At 61.1% G+C, this 14223-nt stretch carries 19 protein-coding genes; 6 read left to right on the top strand and 13 right to left on the bottom strand.

All coding sequences use genetic code 11. The annotated features are described in order from the left end of the window. From B2W55_RS02695 to B2W55_RS02670, 6 genes are all read right to left on the bottom strand, one after another. A complete protein-coding gene (locus B2W55_RS02695; RefSeq protein ID WP_024582013.1) occupies positions 1–687 on the bottom strand; it encodes a TetR/AcrR family transcriptional regulator in 687 nt (228 codons plus the stop codon). Then, positions 684–1238: a flavin reductase family protein gene (locus B2W55_RS02690; RefSeq protein WP_024582014.1), complete on the bottom strand. Its 555-nt coding sequence runs from the start codon at positions 1236–1238 to the stop codon at positions 684–686. The genes B2W55_RS02695 and B2W55_RS02690 overlap by 4 nt, the downstream gene beginning before the upstream one ends. Before the next feature lie 10 nt (positions 1239–1248). After that, positions 1249–2475, bottom strand: coding sequence for an acyl-CoA dehydrogenase family protein (locus tag B2W55_RS02685; protein ID WP_024582015.1), 1227 nt, complete (start codon positions 2473–2475; stop codon positions 1249–1251). Between the two features lie 239 nt (positions 2476–2714). Then, positions 2715–3158: a GNAT family N-acetyltransferase gene (locus tag B2W55_RS02680; protein ID WP_024582016.1), complete on the bottom strand. Its 444-nt coding sequence runs from the start codon at positions 3156–3158 to the stop codon at positions 2715–2717. Positions 3159–3249: 91 nt separating this feature from the next. After that, on the bottom strand, positions 3250–3417 hold the full coding sequence (locus tag B2W55_RS02675; protein WP_160306631.1) for a hypothetical protein: 168 nt from the start codon (positions 3415–3417) through the stop codon (positions 3250–3252). Between the two features lies 1 nt (position 3418). Continuing rightward, positions 3419–3580, bottom strand: coding sequence for a hypothetical protein (locus B2W55_RS02670; RefSeq protein ID WP_157817297.1), 162 nt, complete (start codon positions 3578–3580; stop codon positions 3419–3421). A 112-nt stretch (positions 3581–3692) separates the two neighbouring features. Between B2W55_RS02670 and B2W55_RS02665 the strand changes: the two genes are divergently transcribed. Further along, entirely contained in the window at positions 3693–3983 is a 291-nt protein-coding gene (locus B2W55_RS02665; protein ID WP_024582017.1) for a hypothetical protein, read from the top strand. Positions 3984–4632: 649 nt separating this feature from the next. Here B2W55_RS02665 and B2W55_RS02660 read toward each other — a convergent pair. After that, positions 4633–5412 carry a hypothetical protein gene (locus B2W55_RS02660; RefSeq protein ID WP_024582018.1) on the bottom strand — a complete coding sequence of 260 codons (780 nt, stop codon included), beginning with the start codon at positions 5410–5412 and terminating at the stop codon, positions 4633–4635. A 44-nt stretch (positions 5413–5456) separates the two neighbouring features. Then, entirely contained in the window at positions 5457–5837 is a 381-nt protein-coding gene (locus B2W55_RS02655) for a hypothetical protein (protein WP_024582019.1), read from the bottom strand. A gap of 885 nt (positions 5838–6722) precedes the next feature. On the opposite strand from B2W55_RS02655, the gene B2W55_RS02650 reads away from it, so the two are divergent. Then, positions 6723–6908, top strand: a complete 186-nt coding sequence (locus B2W55_RS02650; RefSeq protein ID WP_024582020.1) for a hypothetical protein — start codon at positions 6723–6725, stop codon at positions 6906–6908. 102 nt (positions 6909–7010) lie between these two features. Here the strand turns inward: B2W55_RS02650 and B2W55_RS02645 are convergent, their stop codons facing one another. Further along, positions 7011–7298, bottom strand: coding sequence for a hypothetical protein (locus tag B2W55_RS02645; protein ID WP_024582021.1), 288 nt, complete (start codon positions 7296–7298; stop codon positions 7011–7013). A 271-nt stretch (positions 7299–7569) separates the two neighbouring features. Here B2W55_RS02645 and B2W55_RS02640 point away from each other — a divergent pair, with 271 nt between their 5' ends. Next, complete coding sequence (locus B2W55_RS02640; protein WP_024582022.1) at positions 7570–7845, top strand: hypothetical protein; 276 nt, start codon at positions 7570–7572, stop codon at positions 7843–7845. Between the two features lie 23 nt (positions 7846–7868). Here the strand turns inward: B2W55_RS02640 and B2W55_RS02635 are convergent, their stop codons facing one another. The 4 genes from B2W55_RS02635 to B2W55_RS02620 all read right to left on the bottom strand — a co-directional run bounded on the left by B2W55_RS02635 (position 7869) and on the right by B2W55_RS02620 (position 11306). Next, the gene (locus tag B2W55_RS02635; protein ID WP_024582023.1) at positions 7869–8222 is read right to left on the bottom strand and encodes a phasin; all 354 of its coding nucleotides are present in this window, start codon (positions 8220–8222) and stop codon (positions 7869–7871) included. Positions 8223–8649: 427 nt separating this feature from the next. Then, positions 8650–8853 (bottom strand): hypothetical protein, encoded by a 204-nt coding sequence (locus tag B2W55_RS02630; protein WP_029879284.1) that lies wholly within the window; start codon positions 8851–8853, stop codon positions 8650–8652. Between the two features lie 144 nt (positions 8854–8997). Further along, positions 8998–10131 carry an alpha-hydroxy acid oxidase gene (locus B2W55_RS02625; protein WP_024582025.1) on the bottom strand — a complete coding sequence of 378 codons (1134 nt, stop codon included), beginning with the start codon at positions 10129–10131 and terminating at the stop codon, positions 8998–9000. A 155-nt stretch (positions 10132–10286) separates the two neighbouring features. Further along, positions 10287–11306, bottom strand: a complete 1020-nt coding sequence (locus tag B2W55_RS02620; protein WP_024582026.1) for a GlxA family transcriptional regulator — start codon at positions 11304–11306, stop codon at positions 10287–10289. A gap of 63 nt (positions 11307–11369) precedes the next feature. Here B2W55_RS02620 and B2W55_RS02615 point away from each other — a divergent pair, with 63 nt between their 5' ends. From B2W55_RS02615 to B2W55_RS02605, 3 genes are all read left to right on the top strand, one after another. Continuing rightward, positions 11370–12083: a hypothetical protein gene (locus B2W55_RS02615; protein WP_024582027.1), complete on the top strand. Its 714-nt coding sequence runs from the start codon at positions 11370–11372 to the stop codon at positions 12081–12083. Continuing rightward, a complete protein-coding gene (locus B2W55_RS02610) occupies positions 12083–13375 on the top strand; it encodes an MFS transporter (protein WP_024582028.1) in 1293 nt (430 codons plus the stop codon). Before B2W55_RS02615 ends, B2W55_RS02610 begins: the two co-directional genes overlap by 1 nt. A 118-nt stretch (positions 13376–13493) precedes the next feature. After that, positions 13494–14156 (top strand): YqcI/YcgG family protein, encoded by a 663-nt coding sequence (locus tag B2W55_RS02605; protein WP_244442229.1) that lies wholly within the window; start codon positions 13494–13496, stop codon positions 14154–14156. The last annotated feature ends 67 nt before the right edge of the window (positions 14157–14223 follow it).

Raw genomic sequence — 14223 nt, 5'->3', positions numbered from 1 at the left:
TCAGCCGGCGACCTTGATCGGCGCGCGTCGGCGATCGGTCGCGCCCTCCGCCATCCTCTCAAATCCAGCGAGAAAGATATCTAATGCGTCGCTGATCATTTGCCCCTTGTCCTCGAGAACCGGCGCTTCGTAGATGTACTTTCGGACCCCGTAGTAGAAAATGCCGCCATGAAACACCCAAGCAAGTTCCAGTTCAGCGGCGCTGAGCCGGCTCTGTGTCGCGAGGCCGGCGTCGTGGCGACATTCCCTGAGAATGCGCGTCAGGATCTTGTCTTTGACCATGCCGACATACCAGCGATTGATGTCGAGGCCCTTCAAGCCGGAGTAGAGATAGATTCTCAGCCATTTCCGGTTGAAGATCGCATCGGTATAGATCTCGTAAAACTCTTGCAGCCGCACGCGAAGCGGACGCGACCGATCCGAGAGCAGCTTCTCCCAGCCGATTTCAAGCGGTTCGAGATATACCTTGCGATACACCTCCTTGATGAGATCGTCCTTGCTTGGAAAATAGCGATAAAGCAGCGGCTGCGTCACGCCGAGCTTGCGCGCCAGAGCACGTGTGCCGCCGGCAAATCCTTCCTCCGCAAACAGCTCGGTTGCCTGGTTGACGAACTCGCTGCGACGATCATCGGCCGATAGTCGTTTCTGCTTGGTACGCGCTCGCTTGACTGGCGTCTTTCGGCTCATGATGTCTTTTCACCATCGTCCGTAAGAAACCGGCCAAACCCTCCCCGTGCGAACAACAGCGGATCGTTGCTGCCGTAGGCGTAGGCCTCCACGGCTCCCAGGAAAATGACGTGATCTCCCCCGTAGTAGCGGTTGACGGCACGGCACTGGAAGTTTGCGACTACACCGGAAAGCACGGGCGCGTCCCCGAGCCCTGGCGTCCAGTTCACCCCTGCGAACTTGTCGCCCGATGATTTGGCGAACTGCAGCGCAAGCTTCTGCTGTGATGCGTCAAGAACGTTGACCGAAAAATGACTGGCGTTCTGGAAGACCGGCAGCCCCTGCGAGAACATCCCCAGGCTCCACAGCACCAGAGGCGGATTGAGCGATACCGACGCAAACGAATTGCATGTAATTCCGTACGGCCGACCTTCGGCAGACATCGCGGTGACGATCGTCACGCCAGTCGCAAACGTACCAAGAGCATTGCGGAAATCACGTGGATCGACCGCCGAACTGTCGCTTGCGAGTTCGCTGGCCGGATCCGGCGGATGTTTGGGTGAATCAGACATCCGGCTAACCTCAAAGCGTCAGGTTTTCGGACGGTAGTCCGAGCGCCACCCGGCCGTAGTTGGTGCCCGCCGCGTCGAAATTGAACGCGAGGTGCGAGTTCACCGCATGTGCATCACGGAACTGGCGCTGTAACGCTCCTGAGGTGAACAGACTGCGCGCCCCGCTCGCTGCAAACATAAGAGAAACCGCTTCAGTACACAGATTGACGGCAAACGCACCATCACGCCGCAGCTTGGTCTTGGCCGCGATGTTCGGGACATCGCCGCGCCGGACTTCTGCAAGCACCTCGACGCAGTTGGTGCGCATAATGAGCCGCGCAGCATCAATCTTGGCCGACGCCTCGGCGATCTTGATCTGCGTGCTCTGCAAGTCTCCTATCTTCGCACGGTTGTACGTCGAGGCGCGGTGTCGCGCGATCTCGACATAATCATCGAGGCATGCCTGGGCATTCCCCAAGCCCACTCCGGACAATACATAGGGAAACAACGAGAACACAGGAAGCATGTAGAGCGGATTCGGATTGACCACACTGCCTGGTGTTGGGCCGCCCGCGAGGTCGTTGACGGTGACCGTCATGTGCTCGGGAACGAAAGCCTCTGTAACGCGAACGTCGTTCGATCCGGTTCCGCAGAGCCCTGTCGCATTCCAGGTGTCATCGATGCTGTAGTCCCGCCTGTTCAACAGGAATAACCGATACTCGACACCGTCGGCCTCGTCATCGGAGGCAACCACGCTCGCGAGCATGTTCCAGCCGCATGCTTCTACCCCGGATGAAAACGGCCAATGACCGCTGAGCAGGTATCCGCCCGTTGTCTTCCTCGCACGGCCTGCGGGAAAGACAAAGGACGAAGCGATCAACGCGTCCGGGTCCTCGCCCCACACCGCGTTCTGCGCCTCCGGCGCGAACATGGCCAGCATCCAGTGGTGGCTCGCAAGATTGGCAAAATTCCATGAGACCGACGCGTCGCCTTGCCCGAGCGCATCAGCGCAATCGACCAGCGCAACATAGTCGAGCTCGCTTCCCCCGACGCGCTTTGGCTGCAGGAGACGGAACAGCCCGCTATCACGAAGATTCCGCTCGGTCTCCGGTGGCAGACGGCGTAACTCTTCTGTCCGCGTCGCTCGTTCACGCAAGGCCGGCACGAGCGACCTCGCTCGCGCGACCATAGCCGAATAGCGATCCTGATCGTGCCTTGGCAGCGCCGCCGCGCCGAGCCCGCGGTCAACCTCAACCATGGTCTCTTCCTTCGCTCGACCTTCAGGACGTTTGCACAGGCGATCCATCGGGCCCGTGCGGCTGAGTTTATCGATCGATCACCGGAGATCAAGACGCACAGGCCCGCGTCTGCGAATTCAATGCTCAGAACCCACGGCTGCCGGCGGGCGCCCATTCAGGACTACTGAAACGCAAACGGCCCGGTGGCTGTTCGGCCACCGGGCGATCTACGTGATCGAACTGCTCGAGATAGCTTACCCTACCCGGGGGACTTCCAGACGAGTTCCTTCCGCCAATATAGCGTGTGCTGCCATGCCCAGGGCGAGACCGGCTCGAACAGCCGATATCCCTGTCTGATGAAGTTGTTCGCCGAGATCCGGTTATCGGTCGTGTCCGAAACGATCGTACTCCAGCCGGTTCGCCGAGCCCGTGCTTCCAGCGCGCGAGTAAGTCGCACCTGCAGACCGTGACCGCAGTGCGGCATCACGACGCCCACGCGGCATAGATATCCAGCGTTTGCAACGTGGGTCGAGGGAACGACGCCCGCGAACGCGATCGGCGCCGCTCCGCGGAAGGCAATCCACCAGTGCCCCTGCTCGAAATCCGGTGCGCGGGTCCCGTCGCAGAATATCACGTCATGAAGCTCGGCAAGCGAGTCAGTAACCTCGTCGTCCTGCGTATCGACTTCACGTATCCGGTACATGCCACGCCTCGAGAGTTCTCAATCTCGGCCACGGTGCCGAGGTTCATGGTCGCCTGCACTTCAATCGGATTTGCAACCTGTCATCGGCAATTCACTTTCCCAGCGTGGCCTTGATGCCTAGCCAGACAGCCCCAAGAAAGCCCGTCGCGATAACCGTGATCACCGCCTTGAATGTATAGCTTTGCGCCTGCTCGACGCTCCGTCGCCACCTCCGGAGGTGCTGGAAATCAGCGCGCAGCTGTGTAATCGTCTTCGCCACCTCACTTCTCCTGCCAATCGGACGGGAGATATTCACTTGGCGCCGTGTCCGCGCGATCCGTATCGGGATCAGGCAACGCCGCGCGAAATGCGATCGTGGGAAAGTCCGTCTGGTCGCGATCCCGGCGCGGTCGTGGGATAAACTGGATGACCTCGGCGCTCATGCCGCCTCCAGCAATGCAATGGCGATCAGACTCACGACCGCGAGCGATATCAGATAGGCCGTCATGCAAACCTCGTTAGTCGGCCAACAGCGCGCGACGCGGCCATGAATGAATGAATGTGCGGCAGATCGCGCAGCGGGCGGCGATCTTTTGGGGCGCGAACCTTATCCCTGACGAGTGGGGCCGCGGGCGACGCCGGCTTTCGCCGCGCCGCAGGACCGGCGCGTTCGCGCGCGCCGGCCAATTCGTGCTTGCTTCAATGGGTTCGGACGGCGGCACGCTGACGACGCTCGGGCGCAGGTGGAGGATGTGGCGTCGTGACGTTGCGGCCGCCGTCCGATTGGTGAAGCGGCAAACAAAAAGCCCGCTGCGGATGGCTCCGCGCGGGCTCAACAATTTCTGATTTTCGGATTATGCCCCTGAGTTGCCCGACGAGTCAACTGTTCTTACAAACTAAGTGCGATCGGTAACATGCGATACGCCAGCACCTGCAGCGGTTCGTAGATGTTTGCAGTGGAAATTTTCAAGATCGACGAAGCTGCTGCCGATAGGGCAAGACCGCATACTCGCCGAGCCGCCGCCTTGCCGAGATGGTCGGCCCGGACGGTCACTGACGAGGACGTGGCCGGATCAGGCTGGCCAGCCAATCACTAGAATCCGTCTCCGGAACACCGGAATTGTCCGGAATGCCAAACACCGACGGCGGCAGATATCGCATAGGCTGTCCGCTGAATGGGCTCGGCGATCTCGTCGAGGCCGAAGGCGTGCCGGCCGGCGGATAAGACGCGGGAAACCGTCCGTCGAATGTCGCGGGCCTGTCGGGAGGCGCGATTGATGCCGACGGAACGAAAGGCACGGCCGGCGCTCCGGCGTCGAATGCAGTTTGCCCCTCACCTGCGATCGGCACACGGACCAGGCGCCGAATAGCGGCTTTCTTGCTGCTTTCCTCTTGCGATGCATCATCAGGTGGCGCAGCGAATGATCGAGCCGCGACGCCCCTCGACGCAGATGCCGGCGCCGCGCTCCAGCGGTCCGCAAAGTCGGCCGGTCCGTCAGCTAACGCCTGCGGCCTGGTTTGCCAGATATGTCGCGCCAGCTCCGTCAGCGCCAATCTGCGGAACGTAGGGAATGCCATGCTGCGCAGCACTCGACTTGCTTCTCAGCACTCGCTCCGGGGTCGGATCTTGCTTGTAAAACTGCACAAGCAACGCCCGTTGCAGTTCCGGGCTCAAGCCGTTCCAGGCGTTGATTCCCGTCGTCGGATCGCCGTCGACGCTCATGTTGGATTGATAAACGCCAAGACCATGCTGCAAATAGGCAGCGATCGTTGATGCTGTCAGCGCCTTGTCGCTGCCATTCTGCAAGGCGACGCCCGCCGAATATAGACTCTCCGTATAGGGCGTGAAGGCGGGATCACCTGGATTTTTCAGAATTGCCTGAATAGCGTTGTGAAATTTCATGCCGGCCGGGCCGTAATCGACCAGCAGCGGGTTGACCAACTTCGTCCAGACATCCGATCCAACCGTTATCGCGTTGGGATTGGCACGATACTCTCCAAGAATGAGGTCCGAAGCTCCCCGCTCCGCATTAAATGGGCTCTTTGCCAGGCCCCGTGCGTACACTTTACCAAGAGACATATTTGCGTAGAGAGACGAGAGATAAGCCTTCATCTCGTTTTCGTAGCTTGCGGTCTGATCGAACTGCTCTTGAGCCAAAGCTCCGGCAATGGCTTCTGCTGGTACTCCATACCTCGCTGCCGCAGCGGTGATCTGGGGGGCCATGGATTGGACCAAGGCCAGAGTTTTCTTGCCGTAGGACGGAGCGGAGGCCATGGTCAAACTCTTTGGGTACGAGCTTCAAGTCAGTGAACGAATGTTTACGAGAGAGCCCAGAAGTAGGCACAAACTCCCGCCCAGTCTAAAATGACGCACGTCAAGACAACCGTGTTCCACAAGACGACGCGAGAGACCCGCTTGATCCCCACAAGAATTGCGGTCAGGACGACGACGAGCGGCGAGAACGACGCAAGTGTAACGACTGCAATACACCGTGCGAACTCGTCCAACGGGCCAACGAACGCCACCATGATTCCGATCGCGAACGTCGAAAGTCCGAAGACGATCCCCACACACAGGATCAATCTGTAAGTCGCCGAACGGAGATGAAGAAAATACGTTGGAAACACGCATCCGATAGCAGCAATCGTAGAGAGATGATTGATCATCGGTAACGCGTTGAAAATCTGCTCGGCGTCCATGAATCGTCCCCGCGAAAGCATTTAGATAAGCCATCACCACTCAACTGCTCGTTATTGAACCAAGCGAGTTCGGAGGATACTCGAGGGTCATCGGAAGCAAATCAGGGGTGCATATCTGCCCTCTAAAAGTTATACGAGAAAGTGCAGCCGGTAGCGTCCATCGACCCGAGCATTTGTTGCGCATGGTTTAGGATTTTTTGTGCAGAAGAGCGGGAGCGACATCAGATGAGCGGTCATGTAACCCCCATTGATTGGCCAATCACGCGCGATGCGACGATGAAATAAACCTGCGGCAGATCGCGCAGCGGGCGGCGATCTTTGGGGCGCGAACCTTATCCCTGACGAGTGGGGCCGCGGGCGGCGCCGGCTTGCGCCGCGCCGCAGGACCGGCGCGTTCGCGCACGCCGGCCAATTTTCGTACTCGTTTCAACGGTTCGGACGGCGGCGCAGACGACGCTCAGGCGACGGTTGGGAGGATGTGGCGTCGTGACGTTGCGGCCGCCGTCCAATTGGTGAAACGGCAAACAAAAAGCCCGTCGCGGATGGCTCCGCGCGGGCTCAACAATTTCTGATTTTCAGATTATGCTCATGAGTTGCCCGACGAGTCAACCGTTTTCACAAGCTGAACGCGATCGGTAAAATTGGATGCGTCGGCTTCGACGGTGGGAAACCGCCCCAATCGAAATTCTCGCGCGTGATCCGGAATCGCAACGCAAGCCAAGGTCAGGCGTCCTATGCTTGTTGCGATGGTGGCGGTGTGCTGCTGAGTTGCCCGACGCGTCAAGGGGGCAACGGCGCATGTATTTGGATCCACATCGATGCGATTTGGCTGGCGCAGGTCAGACAGACCCGCAGCCGCACGTTCATTGCAAGGAGGAAGCGCCGATGTACTTCGTTGCTGCCGTGCTCGCGGTGCTGTCCGGCCTGTTCTACGCCGCGGGTCATCATCAGATCGGTTCGCTCGGCACCACCATGTGCCAGTACGGCGGCATCTTCTGCGACAGCCCGGTGCTGGTGCTCGTCGGTGCGGGGCTCGCCGCAGCGTGGGGCATGCTCGTCAGCGTTCGCTGATCACCTCAACCTTCGCCGATGATCGTATCGTGCCGTTGAGGTGCCCCGACGCGTCAATTCAATCCAGGCACCTGCGTCGAGATGCAATCGCACGAGCTCCATCTATTGCGGTGTGCTCGGGTTCGCCGGCTCGGCCGGCCTTGGGCCGGGCGGAACGGGCTCAATCGATGCCTTGGGCTCGGTCGGCAATACCTTTGCGCCAGCCGCACGCGCCGCCTCCCCTGTCGTAGAATAATTGGCGGATGCCGCCGGCTGCAACTTCGGCTTACTCCACGGACCGTGGTCGACGATCAGCATGCCGAGCACACCGAGGATTGCGACCACGGACGCGGCCAGCAGCGGCGTACCGCCGTGCCGATTTCGATGCCCGGCCGAACTGCCTTCCGTCATCCCGCGCGCGTGCGTTGCCATGATCGTCTCCTCCACGGAGACAAGCCGCGACCCGCACGCAAGTTTCCGCATTCCACTCAGAAAGAAAGGCTGGTTGGTGGAACCAATCCATGGCTGCGGCATTGCTACGACGTGTGGCCGTCACCCGCCGTTCATAACGGCGCCTGTCGCGGATAGCCAAAGGTCATCGACCCGCTGTTCAGAACACGCGCACGCGCGGATAGCCAAAGGTGGCGGCCACCTTGCCTTCTGTGAGATCGCGGCACCGCACATGAGTTCCGAAACACCTGAATCCCCACTTCAGCCCAGCCTCGTACAGCCCAGCCTCGGCGAGCGAGCAATTGACGCTGCGACGGACGTTTCACGCACCATCACCGAGGTGTCGGAGGGACTTCGAGCAGCCGCCGATCGCCTCAGCGATGCGATCGCAACCTCGCGCCGACCAGGCGGCGCGCTTGCAACATTGAGTGCGGTGACGCGCGAGGCGCCGCTTGCCAGCCTGTTCGTCGCCTTCCTGCTCGGCGTCGCCGCAGCCCGCCGACGCTAGGTACAGCTTGCCGAAGGCCTGCCCTAGAACTTGCCTTTGGTGGCGTCCTTGGTCGCGGAAATCACACTCCCGCTGATCTGCCGCATATGTTCGCCGGCATTGGTGAACTGGCTGCGCAAGAACTCCGACTGGATCCGCATCGCTTCCTGCAGGTCGGTCGCGTGCACCAGCTTGCGTGCGTGCTCGAACGCTGCCCGCATATTCTGCTCGGTGAACGACAGCGCCTGTTTGGAAATCTCGGTCCCGGTGCCGGGCATCGCCGTCATCGATTTGCTCGCAGCATCGAAGAACAGGCTGAAGGCCTGCTCGGCCTGATCGATGGTCTTTTCCGCGAGATCGCGCAACTCGGCAGGAACTTCAAGCTTCGGCTCAATCATGATCGCGCCCCCTGAAAGATCGTCCGCCCGACGTTAGCATAGATTGTGACGGCGTCAGCGCCGGATCATCAACAACGGCGGTCCCCGCCCGTTCCTGCCGTGAGGAAAAAATACCTGCACCACGTGGCCAGCTCGCCGGCCGATTCCAATCATGTCAGCACTGTGGCATAGTGATTCGAGCACTTCGTTTGGGTCGCGTTCGCGTCTCTTGGGGAATGAGGGGATACGATGCTGCGCGCCTTTCGGCCGACACCGACCTGCACCCGATTTAAGACCAGCATAGAGATGCCGTGCATGAAGTGCGGCAAGCACATGCGCCTGGCCCTGATCGAACCGCGCGATCAAGTCTACGACGTGCTGACCTACCAGTGCACGCCGTGCAATTCCGGCGAGAGCTTTCTGAACGCGCGCTAGCCCATCGGCCTGTTCAGTCGCTCAACACTGCTGCCCCCGCCTCTGTCAGCACCGGCTCGTCGTCGTGCAGTTCGACCAGACCGAGCTCCGTGAGCACCTGCAGATCCTCGTCGCTGACCGGTGACAATTTGAGTCGTCGGGCCTGGATGTCCCGCAAGGTCCAGCGCAAGGCGATCGCGCGTTCGAGTGCAAATTCAGCAAATGGATTATTGGCCATTCGCATCGACTAGTGCGGCAATTGGATCAGACTTTGTCTTTGCCGCGGCAGCTTCAAGGACACCACAGATTGATGGCGAGCTGAAGCGATCAGGGTGCCGCGCGCCCTGATCGCCTCATTGCTCCAAGCGTCTCTCGTAACCGCTCAATAGCGGTACGGCTCGATATCGAGCAGCGGGAATGCGCTGAACACGCTCGGCAGATTGGTCGGCATCGCCGGGTGCAAATAGGACTTGTCCAGTTCGGCGAAGCGAGTCGCTCCGAGCAGACCGAGGCAGCGGATCACCTCATCCTCCAGCAGTTCAAGCATCCGGACAATGCCGGTTTCTCCGGCCGCGGCGAGCGCCAAACACTGCAGGCGGCCGATCCCGACCAGGTCGGCCCCCGAGACGATGGCCTTCACAATGTCGGTGCCGCGGCAGATCGAGCCGTCGACCATGATCTTCGCTCGGCCCGCAACAGCCTGAACGATCTCGGGCAGGACGTGCATGGAGCCACGGCCGTGGTCGAGCTGCCGTCCGCCATGATTTGAGACGTAGATCCAGTCGACCCCGTGATCGAGCGCGATCTTGGCGTCTTCGGCGGTGGCGATCCCCTTGAGGATCAGCGGAATCTTTAACTTGTCCTTGATCAGCTTCACCGTCCGCCATTCCAGTCCCTTCTGGAAATCGCCACCGGTGGCGCGAATGCGGCTTTCGCGGACATAGCGCTTGGCGATGTCGCGCTCCCGCCGGCTGTAATGGGCGGTGTCCACCGTGAGGCAGAAGGCAGCGTAACCATTGTCGATGGTCCGGCTGACCACGTCCTCGACGAAAGCATCGTCGCCGCGCACATAGAGCTGGAAGATGCGCAGCGCATCAGGCGCCGCCTTGGCGGTGTTCTCGAGGCCAGGCTCGGACACCGAGCTCAGCATATGCGCCGCGCCGAATCTGCCAGCCCCGCGCGCGACGGCCGCGCCCGCATCCGGATCGAAGATCTCGAGCGCGCCGACCGGTGCGATCATCACGGGAAGCCGAAGCTTGCGTCCGAAGACCTCGGTCGAGGGATCGACGTTGATGACGTTACGCAGGACGCGCGGCCGGAACGCGATCTCATCCAGCGCCATTCTGTTGCGGCGCATCGTGGTCTCGGTCTCCGAGGCACCGACGATGTAGTCCCAGGCGTTCTGGTTGAGTTTGGCGCGGGCCGTTCGCGCGAATTCGTGCAGGTTCTGGTATTCCTCGCCACTGGCGCCGAGCTCGACATTGCGCGCCTGCTGAATGGGGGTCCCGTCATTCATGGTGTTTCTTCTCCCGATTTGGCCGGCACATTAGCCGCAGACAAACCGGAAAAGCTACCACCTTCAACGCCGAATCCCGCTCGCGAAGGCCTGCTATTCGCTCGTGAGATAGATCGATTTTTCGAAGCGGCCGGTCTGAGCTCGGCCGAGGCGAGCTAGCTGCCCGAAAACCGGTTTCGGTACTCGGTCGGCGACACACCGAGGTGACGCAGGAAGGCTCGCCGCATCCGCTCGTCATCGCCAAACCCCGCGCGCTTGGCGACCTCGACCACACCGCCGATCTGCCGGCTTTCGAGCAGCAGGCGCGCGGTCTCCACGCGCAAGGCTTCGACGCCGCTCGCGGGTGTCATGCCGGTGCGGCTGACATAGGTCCTGGCAAAGGTGCGCGGCGTCATTCCGGCCTTCTCCGCCAGCGTCTCGACCTTGAGGTCACTCGTGATGTTCTCAATGATCCACGCATGCAGCGCGCTGAAACGTCCCTCGACGTCCGACGCCTGGGCTGCAAGGACGGTCGAGAACTGGCTCTGACCACCCGGCCGCTTGAGAAACACCACGAGCCGGCGCGCGACATCGAGCGCTGTGGTGTGGCCGAAATCCTCTTCGATCATGGCGAGCGCGAGATCGATGCCCGCGCTGACGCCGGCCGACGACCAGACCCGTCCATCCTTGACGAAGATCGCATTGGGCTCGACGCGGATGTTGGGAAAGCTGTCCTGCAGGCGGGGACAATAGCGCCAGTGCGTTGCAGCACGCTTGCCATCCAGGATTCCCGTCCACGCCAGCGCGAATGCGCCGAGGCATACCGACGCGATACGACGGGCCTTCGGCAGCGCCTCCGCAATCCAGGCCATCAATTTGGCGTCGTTGCGGATCTTCCAGATGCCCGGTCCACCGGGGATCACCAGCGTATCGACCTCGCCAGGCGCGATACCGTCGATCGGCGCGGTATCGATCATCATGCCAACATCGGTCGGCACCAACCCGCCCGAGGCTGACAAGTAGGCCAGCGAATAGTCCGGCCCCGGCAGCTCGATCGCCTCCAGCTCGGCGAACACCTGCGCCGGCCCCGAGATATCCAGCAAGGTCACGCCCGGAAAGGCAACGATCGCGATCCGCCGCGTCGCTTTCTTGTCGCGCGGCTCAGACCAGGACGGTTTGGCAGTTTTCGAGGGCATATTGTCCTTTAAGCCATTCGAGCCCCCCCTGTATAGCTCGCGATGGAATGCTGGAGTTCTGCGATGTCGCGACATCTGGGCAGCGAGTACGAGGCGATCAAATCGCCGTGGACGGAATACGCGGTCTACAGTCTACCCGATGCCTCCCGGATGGAAATCCGCGACCGTCAACCGCTGATGGATGCCATGAACGGCATCATCGCCATCAACTGGCAGGCTCGCGAACCACACTGGACCGCCACTTCCTCACCCTTCGACAAGAAGTACAGCCTGATCCTCGTCTATGGCGGCGCGGGCCTTGTGGCCTTCTCGGTTTACCGCATCCTGCAGATGTCGGCGGGACTTGGAATCTATCGCAGTGGCACGGAAGTGCTACCGGCGCATCAGGGCCGCGGCTTCTACGGCTTCTTCACATCGGAAGTGCTGAGGTGCTCGGGCGCGGCCGAGCGAGCCGACGGCAACGTGCTCTATGGTTGGCGAACCCGCAATCCGATCGTCTGGGCCGCGAACGCTAAAATTTGCGAAAAAGTGTCACCATCGTTGCTCGACGATGCACAGGATCCTGCACTGCAGGCTGCCTGTGTCGAGATGTGCACCTCGCTCTATCCGGGCAAGCCGCTCGAATTGCCCGACATGATCATGCGTGGCGCTTACGGCCACATTAAACACCATCGACAGGCCTATCATGGCACCGCGTCGCTGGTCGACGCCGCGATGTCGCGCAAGATTCCAAATTCAGCGGACGCCCTTTTCTCAGTCGGTTACGCGAGGGTCTGATGACGATGCTCGGACAGCAAGCAGTTTACGCCCCGACGTCGCGCTTCACCGATCGCGCCTATCTCGCCTGGACGGCAGTGGCGATCGCCTACGCCATCGCGTTTCTGCAGCGCGTGTCGCCGCAGTCCATCAGCCTCAGCTTCATGCATGATTTCAACACCGACGCCGCCGGTGTTGCGATGCTCGCCTCGAGTTACTTCTGGGGCTACACCCTGATGCAGATTCCGGCCGGCCTTCTGGTCGACCGTTTCGGCGTCAAGCGCGTCGTCCTCGCCAGCATGATCGCCTCGTCGCTCGGCAGCGCGGCGTTCGCGCTCGCGCCGAATTTGCTCGACGTCTTTGCCGCGCGCCTGATCGTCGCTTGTGGTGATGCGCTGGTCTTCACCGCGCTCCTGAAGCTCGTGGCGCAGAGCTTCGCCGACGAGCGGTTTGGTATGATGTCGGGCATCTCGCAGGTCTCCGGCTATGTCGGAGGCGTGATTGCCACCACGCCGCTGGCCGCCGCAGTCTCCGGCTTTGGTTGGCGGGCCTGCTTCCTGTTCATCGCCTGTGTCGGACTTGCCAATCTCGCCTTCGCCAAGCTTGCGCTCAAGCCCGATCCGGTCTCGCACAGCAACAAGACGCTGAAAGGCGTCGTGGGTGCCGCGCGGCGATCACTTGCCCACGTCGCGAACTGGGGCTGCGCAATGACGTTCGCCTCGCACTTTGCGGTCGTGACGACGCTGTCGGGCGTTTGGGGCATTCCGATGGTTGCGCACTTCTTCCATATTTCCCCGACCGCCGCCGGCACGCCGCTGCTCGCTTTCATGATCGGCAATGCGCTCGGTTCGGTCTTCCTGGGTCATGTCGCCGATCGCGCGGCAGCTGCACTCGACCGCGCGCTGATCCAGATCTGCGCATTGCGCATGCTGCTGATCGCGCTGCTGCTGCCGCCGATCGCTCAGACATTCGGGCTCGTCTACGTCACCGTCGTGTTCACCGCATTGGGCCTCGTCGCCGGCGGCACGGTCCCGCTGGTGCTGAAATGCGTCAAGAAGCTCTACACAGCCGATCTCATCGGCGTGGGCGCTTCCGTCAACACCACGGCCGCCGGAATCTTCGCCGGCATCTCGCAACCCATCATTGGCTTCGCGATGCTTGCTGCGAGCCATGGCTCCGGGACCGACGCCGTGCACAACGCAGCCGTGATCGGTGACGGCGGCTACTGCGCCTTGATTGTCATTCTGCTCCTCATGTCGCTGCCCGGCATTGCCGGACCGCTGCTGATGAGAAGTAAGTTGATAGCCCGTTAGTGTCGTTATGAGTACAGGGGGTGTTATGGAGCGCTTGTTCTTGAGAAAAGGCGATGTTGCGTCAAGCTTTCCGGTCAGCAGCTGGCAGAGCGTGATGTTCTCCGAGTTTGAAGCACAGATGAGCAGCGAAGCACGGCCGTTCCCTTGCGTGTTCGGGGTCACCGGACATCGCCAGGACCAGCTCCGCTACCTCTTCCTCGATCCGTATGACGTCGCCGTGCTCGGCGAACAGCTCGCGCAATATGTCTCCGAGGCGCGCTCGTTTGGTCCCAACACTTCGTTGATCGTGTTCACGCGGCCGCGCCCCGTACAGACGCTCGACGCCTATTATCGCAAGATGTGGCTGACGCTCGATCAGCTCGCGCGCCTCGACAAGAACCCGTGGCCATCAGAGATTCCCGAACAGATCGACCATCCGATGTGGGAGTTCTCGTTTGCGGGTGAGCCGATCTTCGTCGTGTGCACGACGCCTGCGCATGTGATGCGGCAGAGCCGCCGATCCAGTGCCTTCATGCTCACGTTCCAGCCGCGCTGGGTGTTCGAGAAGATCCTCGGGACGGAGAAAGCGGCGACCGCCGCATTCGCAGAGGTGCGCAAGCGCCTAGTCCCTTATGACAGCGCGAGCCCCTCCCCGCTCCTCGGCCGCTACGGCGCGACCGATGGCCGGGAATATCAGCAGTACTTCCTGCACGACGACAACAATGCGAGCGCCGGCTGCCCCTTCGCCAAACTCGCGCAAAACAAGACGCCAACCATTGCGAACAAGGAACAGGCGGCATGACCCAGATCATCGCAGGCACCAAGACTGATTTTGCCATCGATCCGGCAATGTCAATCGGCGTTCAAAT

Source organism: Bradyrhizobium sp. UBA2491 (assembly GCF_002341725.1).
Lineage (GTDB): Bacteria > Pseudomonadota > Alphaproteobacteria > Rhizobiales > Xanthobacteraceae > Bradyrhizobium.
The sequence above is the reverse complement of the archived record's forward strand: the minus strand, read 5'-3'. Positions and strand labels throughout refer to the sequence as shown.

What these genes read in the sequence shown, in the direction of transcription:
- B2W55_RS02695 (WP_024582013.1), bottom strand. Translation starts at nt 687, where the DNA reads ATGAGCCGAAAGACGCCAGTCAAGCGAGCGCGTACCAAGCAGAAACGA.
- B2W55_RS02690 (WP_024582014.1), bottom strand. Translation starts at nt 1,238, where the DNA reads ATGTCTGATTCACCCAAACATCCGCCGGATCCGGCCAGCGAACTCGCA.
- B2W55_RS02685 (WP_024582015.1), bottom strand. Translation starts at nt 2,475, where the DNA reads ATGGTTGAGGTTGACCGCGGGCTCGGCGCGGCGGCGCTGCCAAGGCAC.
- B2W55_RS02680 (WP_024582016.1), bottom strand. Translation starts at nt 3,158, where the DNA reads ATGTACCGGATACGTGAAGTCGATACGCAGGACGACGAGGTTACTGAC.
- B2W55_RS02670 (WP_157817297.1), bottom strand. Translation starts at nt 3,580, where the DNA reads ATGAGCGCCGAGGTCATCCAGTTTATCCCACGACCGCGCCGGGATCGC.
- B2W55_RS02665 (WP_024582017.1), top strand. Translation starts at nt 3,693, where the DNA reads ATGAATGTGCGGCAGATCGCGCAGCGGGCGGCGATCTTTTGGGGCGCG.
- B2W55_RS02660 (WP_024582018.1), bottom strand. Translation starts at nt 5,412, where the DNA reads ATGGCCTCCGCTCCGTCCTACGGCAAGAAAACTCTGGCCTTGGTCCAA.
- B2W55_RS02655 (WP_024582019.1), bottom strand. Translation starts at nt 5,837, where the DNA reads ATGGACGCCGAGCAGATTTTCAACGCGTTACCGATGATCAATCATCTC.
- B2W55_RS02650 (WP_024582020.1), top strand. Translation starts at nt 6,723, where the DNA reads ATGTACTTCGTTGCTGCCGTGCTCGCGGTGCTGTCCGGCCTGTTCTAC.
- B2W55_RS02645 (WP_024582021.1), bottom strand. Translation starts at nt 7,298, where the DNA reads ATGACGGAAGGCAGTTCGGCCGGGCATCGAAATCGGCACGGCGGTACG.
- B2W55_RS02640 (WP_024582022.1), top strand. Translation starts at nt 7,570, where the DNA reads ATGAGTTCCGAAACACCTGAATCCCCACTTCAGCCCAGCCTCGTACAG.
- B2W55_RS02635 (WP_024582023.1), bottom strand. Translation starts at nt 8,222, where the DNA reads ATGATTGAGCCGAAGCTTGAAGTTCCTGCCGAGTTGCGCGATCTCGCG.
- B2W55_RS02630 (WP_029879284.1), bottom strand. Translation starts at nt 8,853, where the DNA reads ATGGCCAATAATCCATTTGCTGAATTTGCACTCGAACGCGCGATCGCC.
- B2W55_RS02625 (WP_024582025.1), bottom strand. Translation starts at nt 10,131, where the DNA reads ATGAATGACGGGACCCCCATTCAGCAGGCGCGCAATGTCGAGCTCGGC.
- B2W55_RS02620 (WP_024582026.1), bottom strand. Translation starts at nt 11,306, where the DNA reads ATGCCCTCGAAAACTGCCAAACCGTCCTGGTCTGAGCCGCGCGACAAG.
- B2W55_RS02615 (WP_024582027.1), top strand. Translation starts at nt 11,370, where the DNA reads ATGTCGCGACATCTGGGCAGCGAGTACGAGGCGATCAAATCGCCGTGG.
- B2W55_RS02610 (WP_024582028.1), top strand. Translation starts at nt 12,083, where the DNA reads ATGACGATGCTCGGACAGCAAGCAGTTTACGCCCCGACGTCGCGCTTC.
- B2W55_RS02605 (WP_244442229.1), top strand. Translation starts at nt 13,494, where the DNA reads ATGAGCAGCGAAGCACGGCCGTTCCCTTGCGTGTTCGGGGTCACCGGA.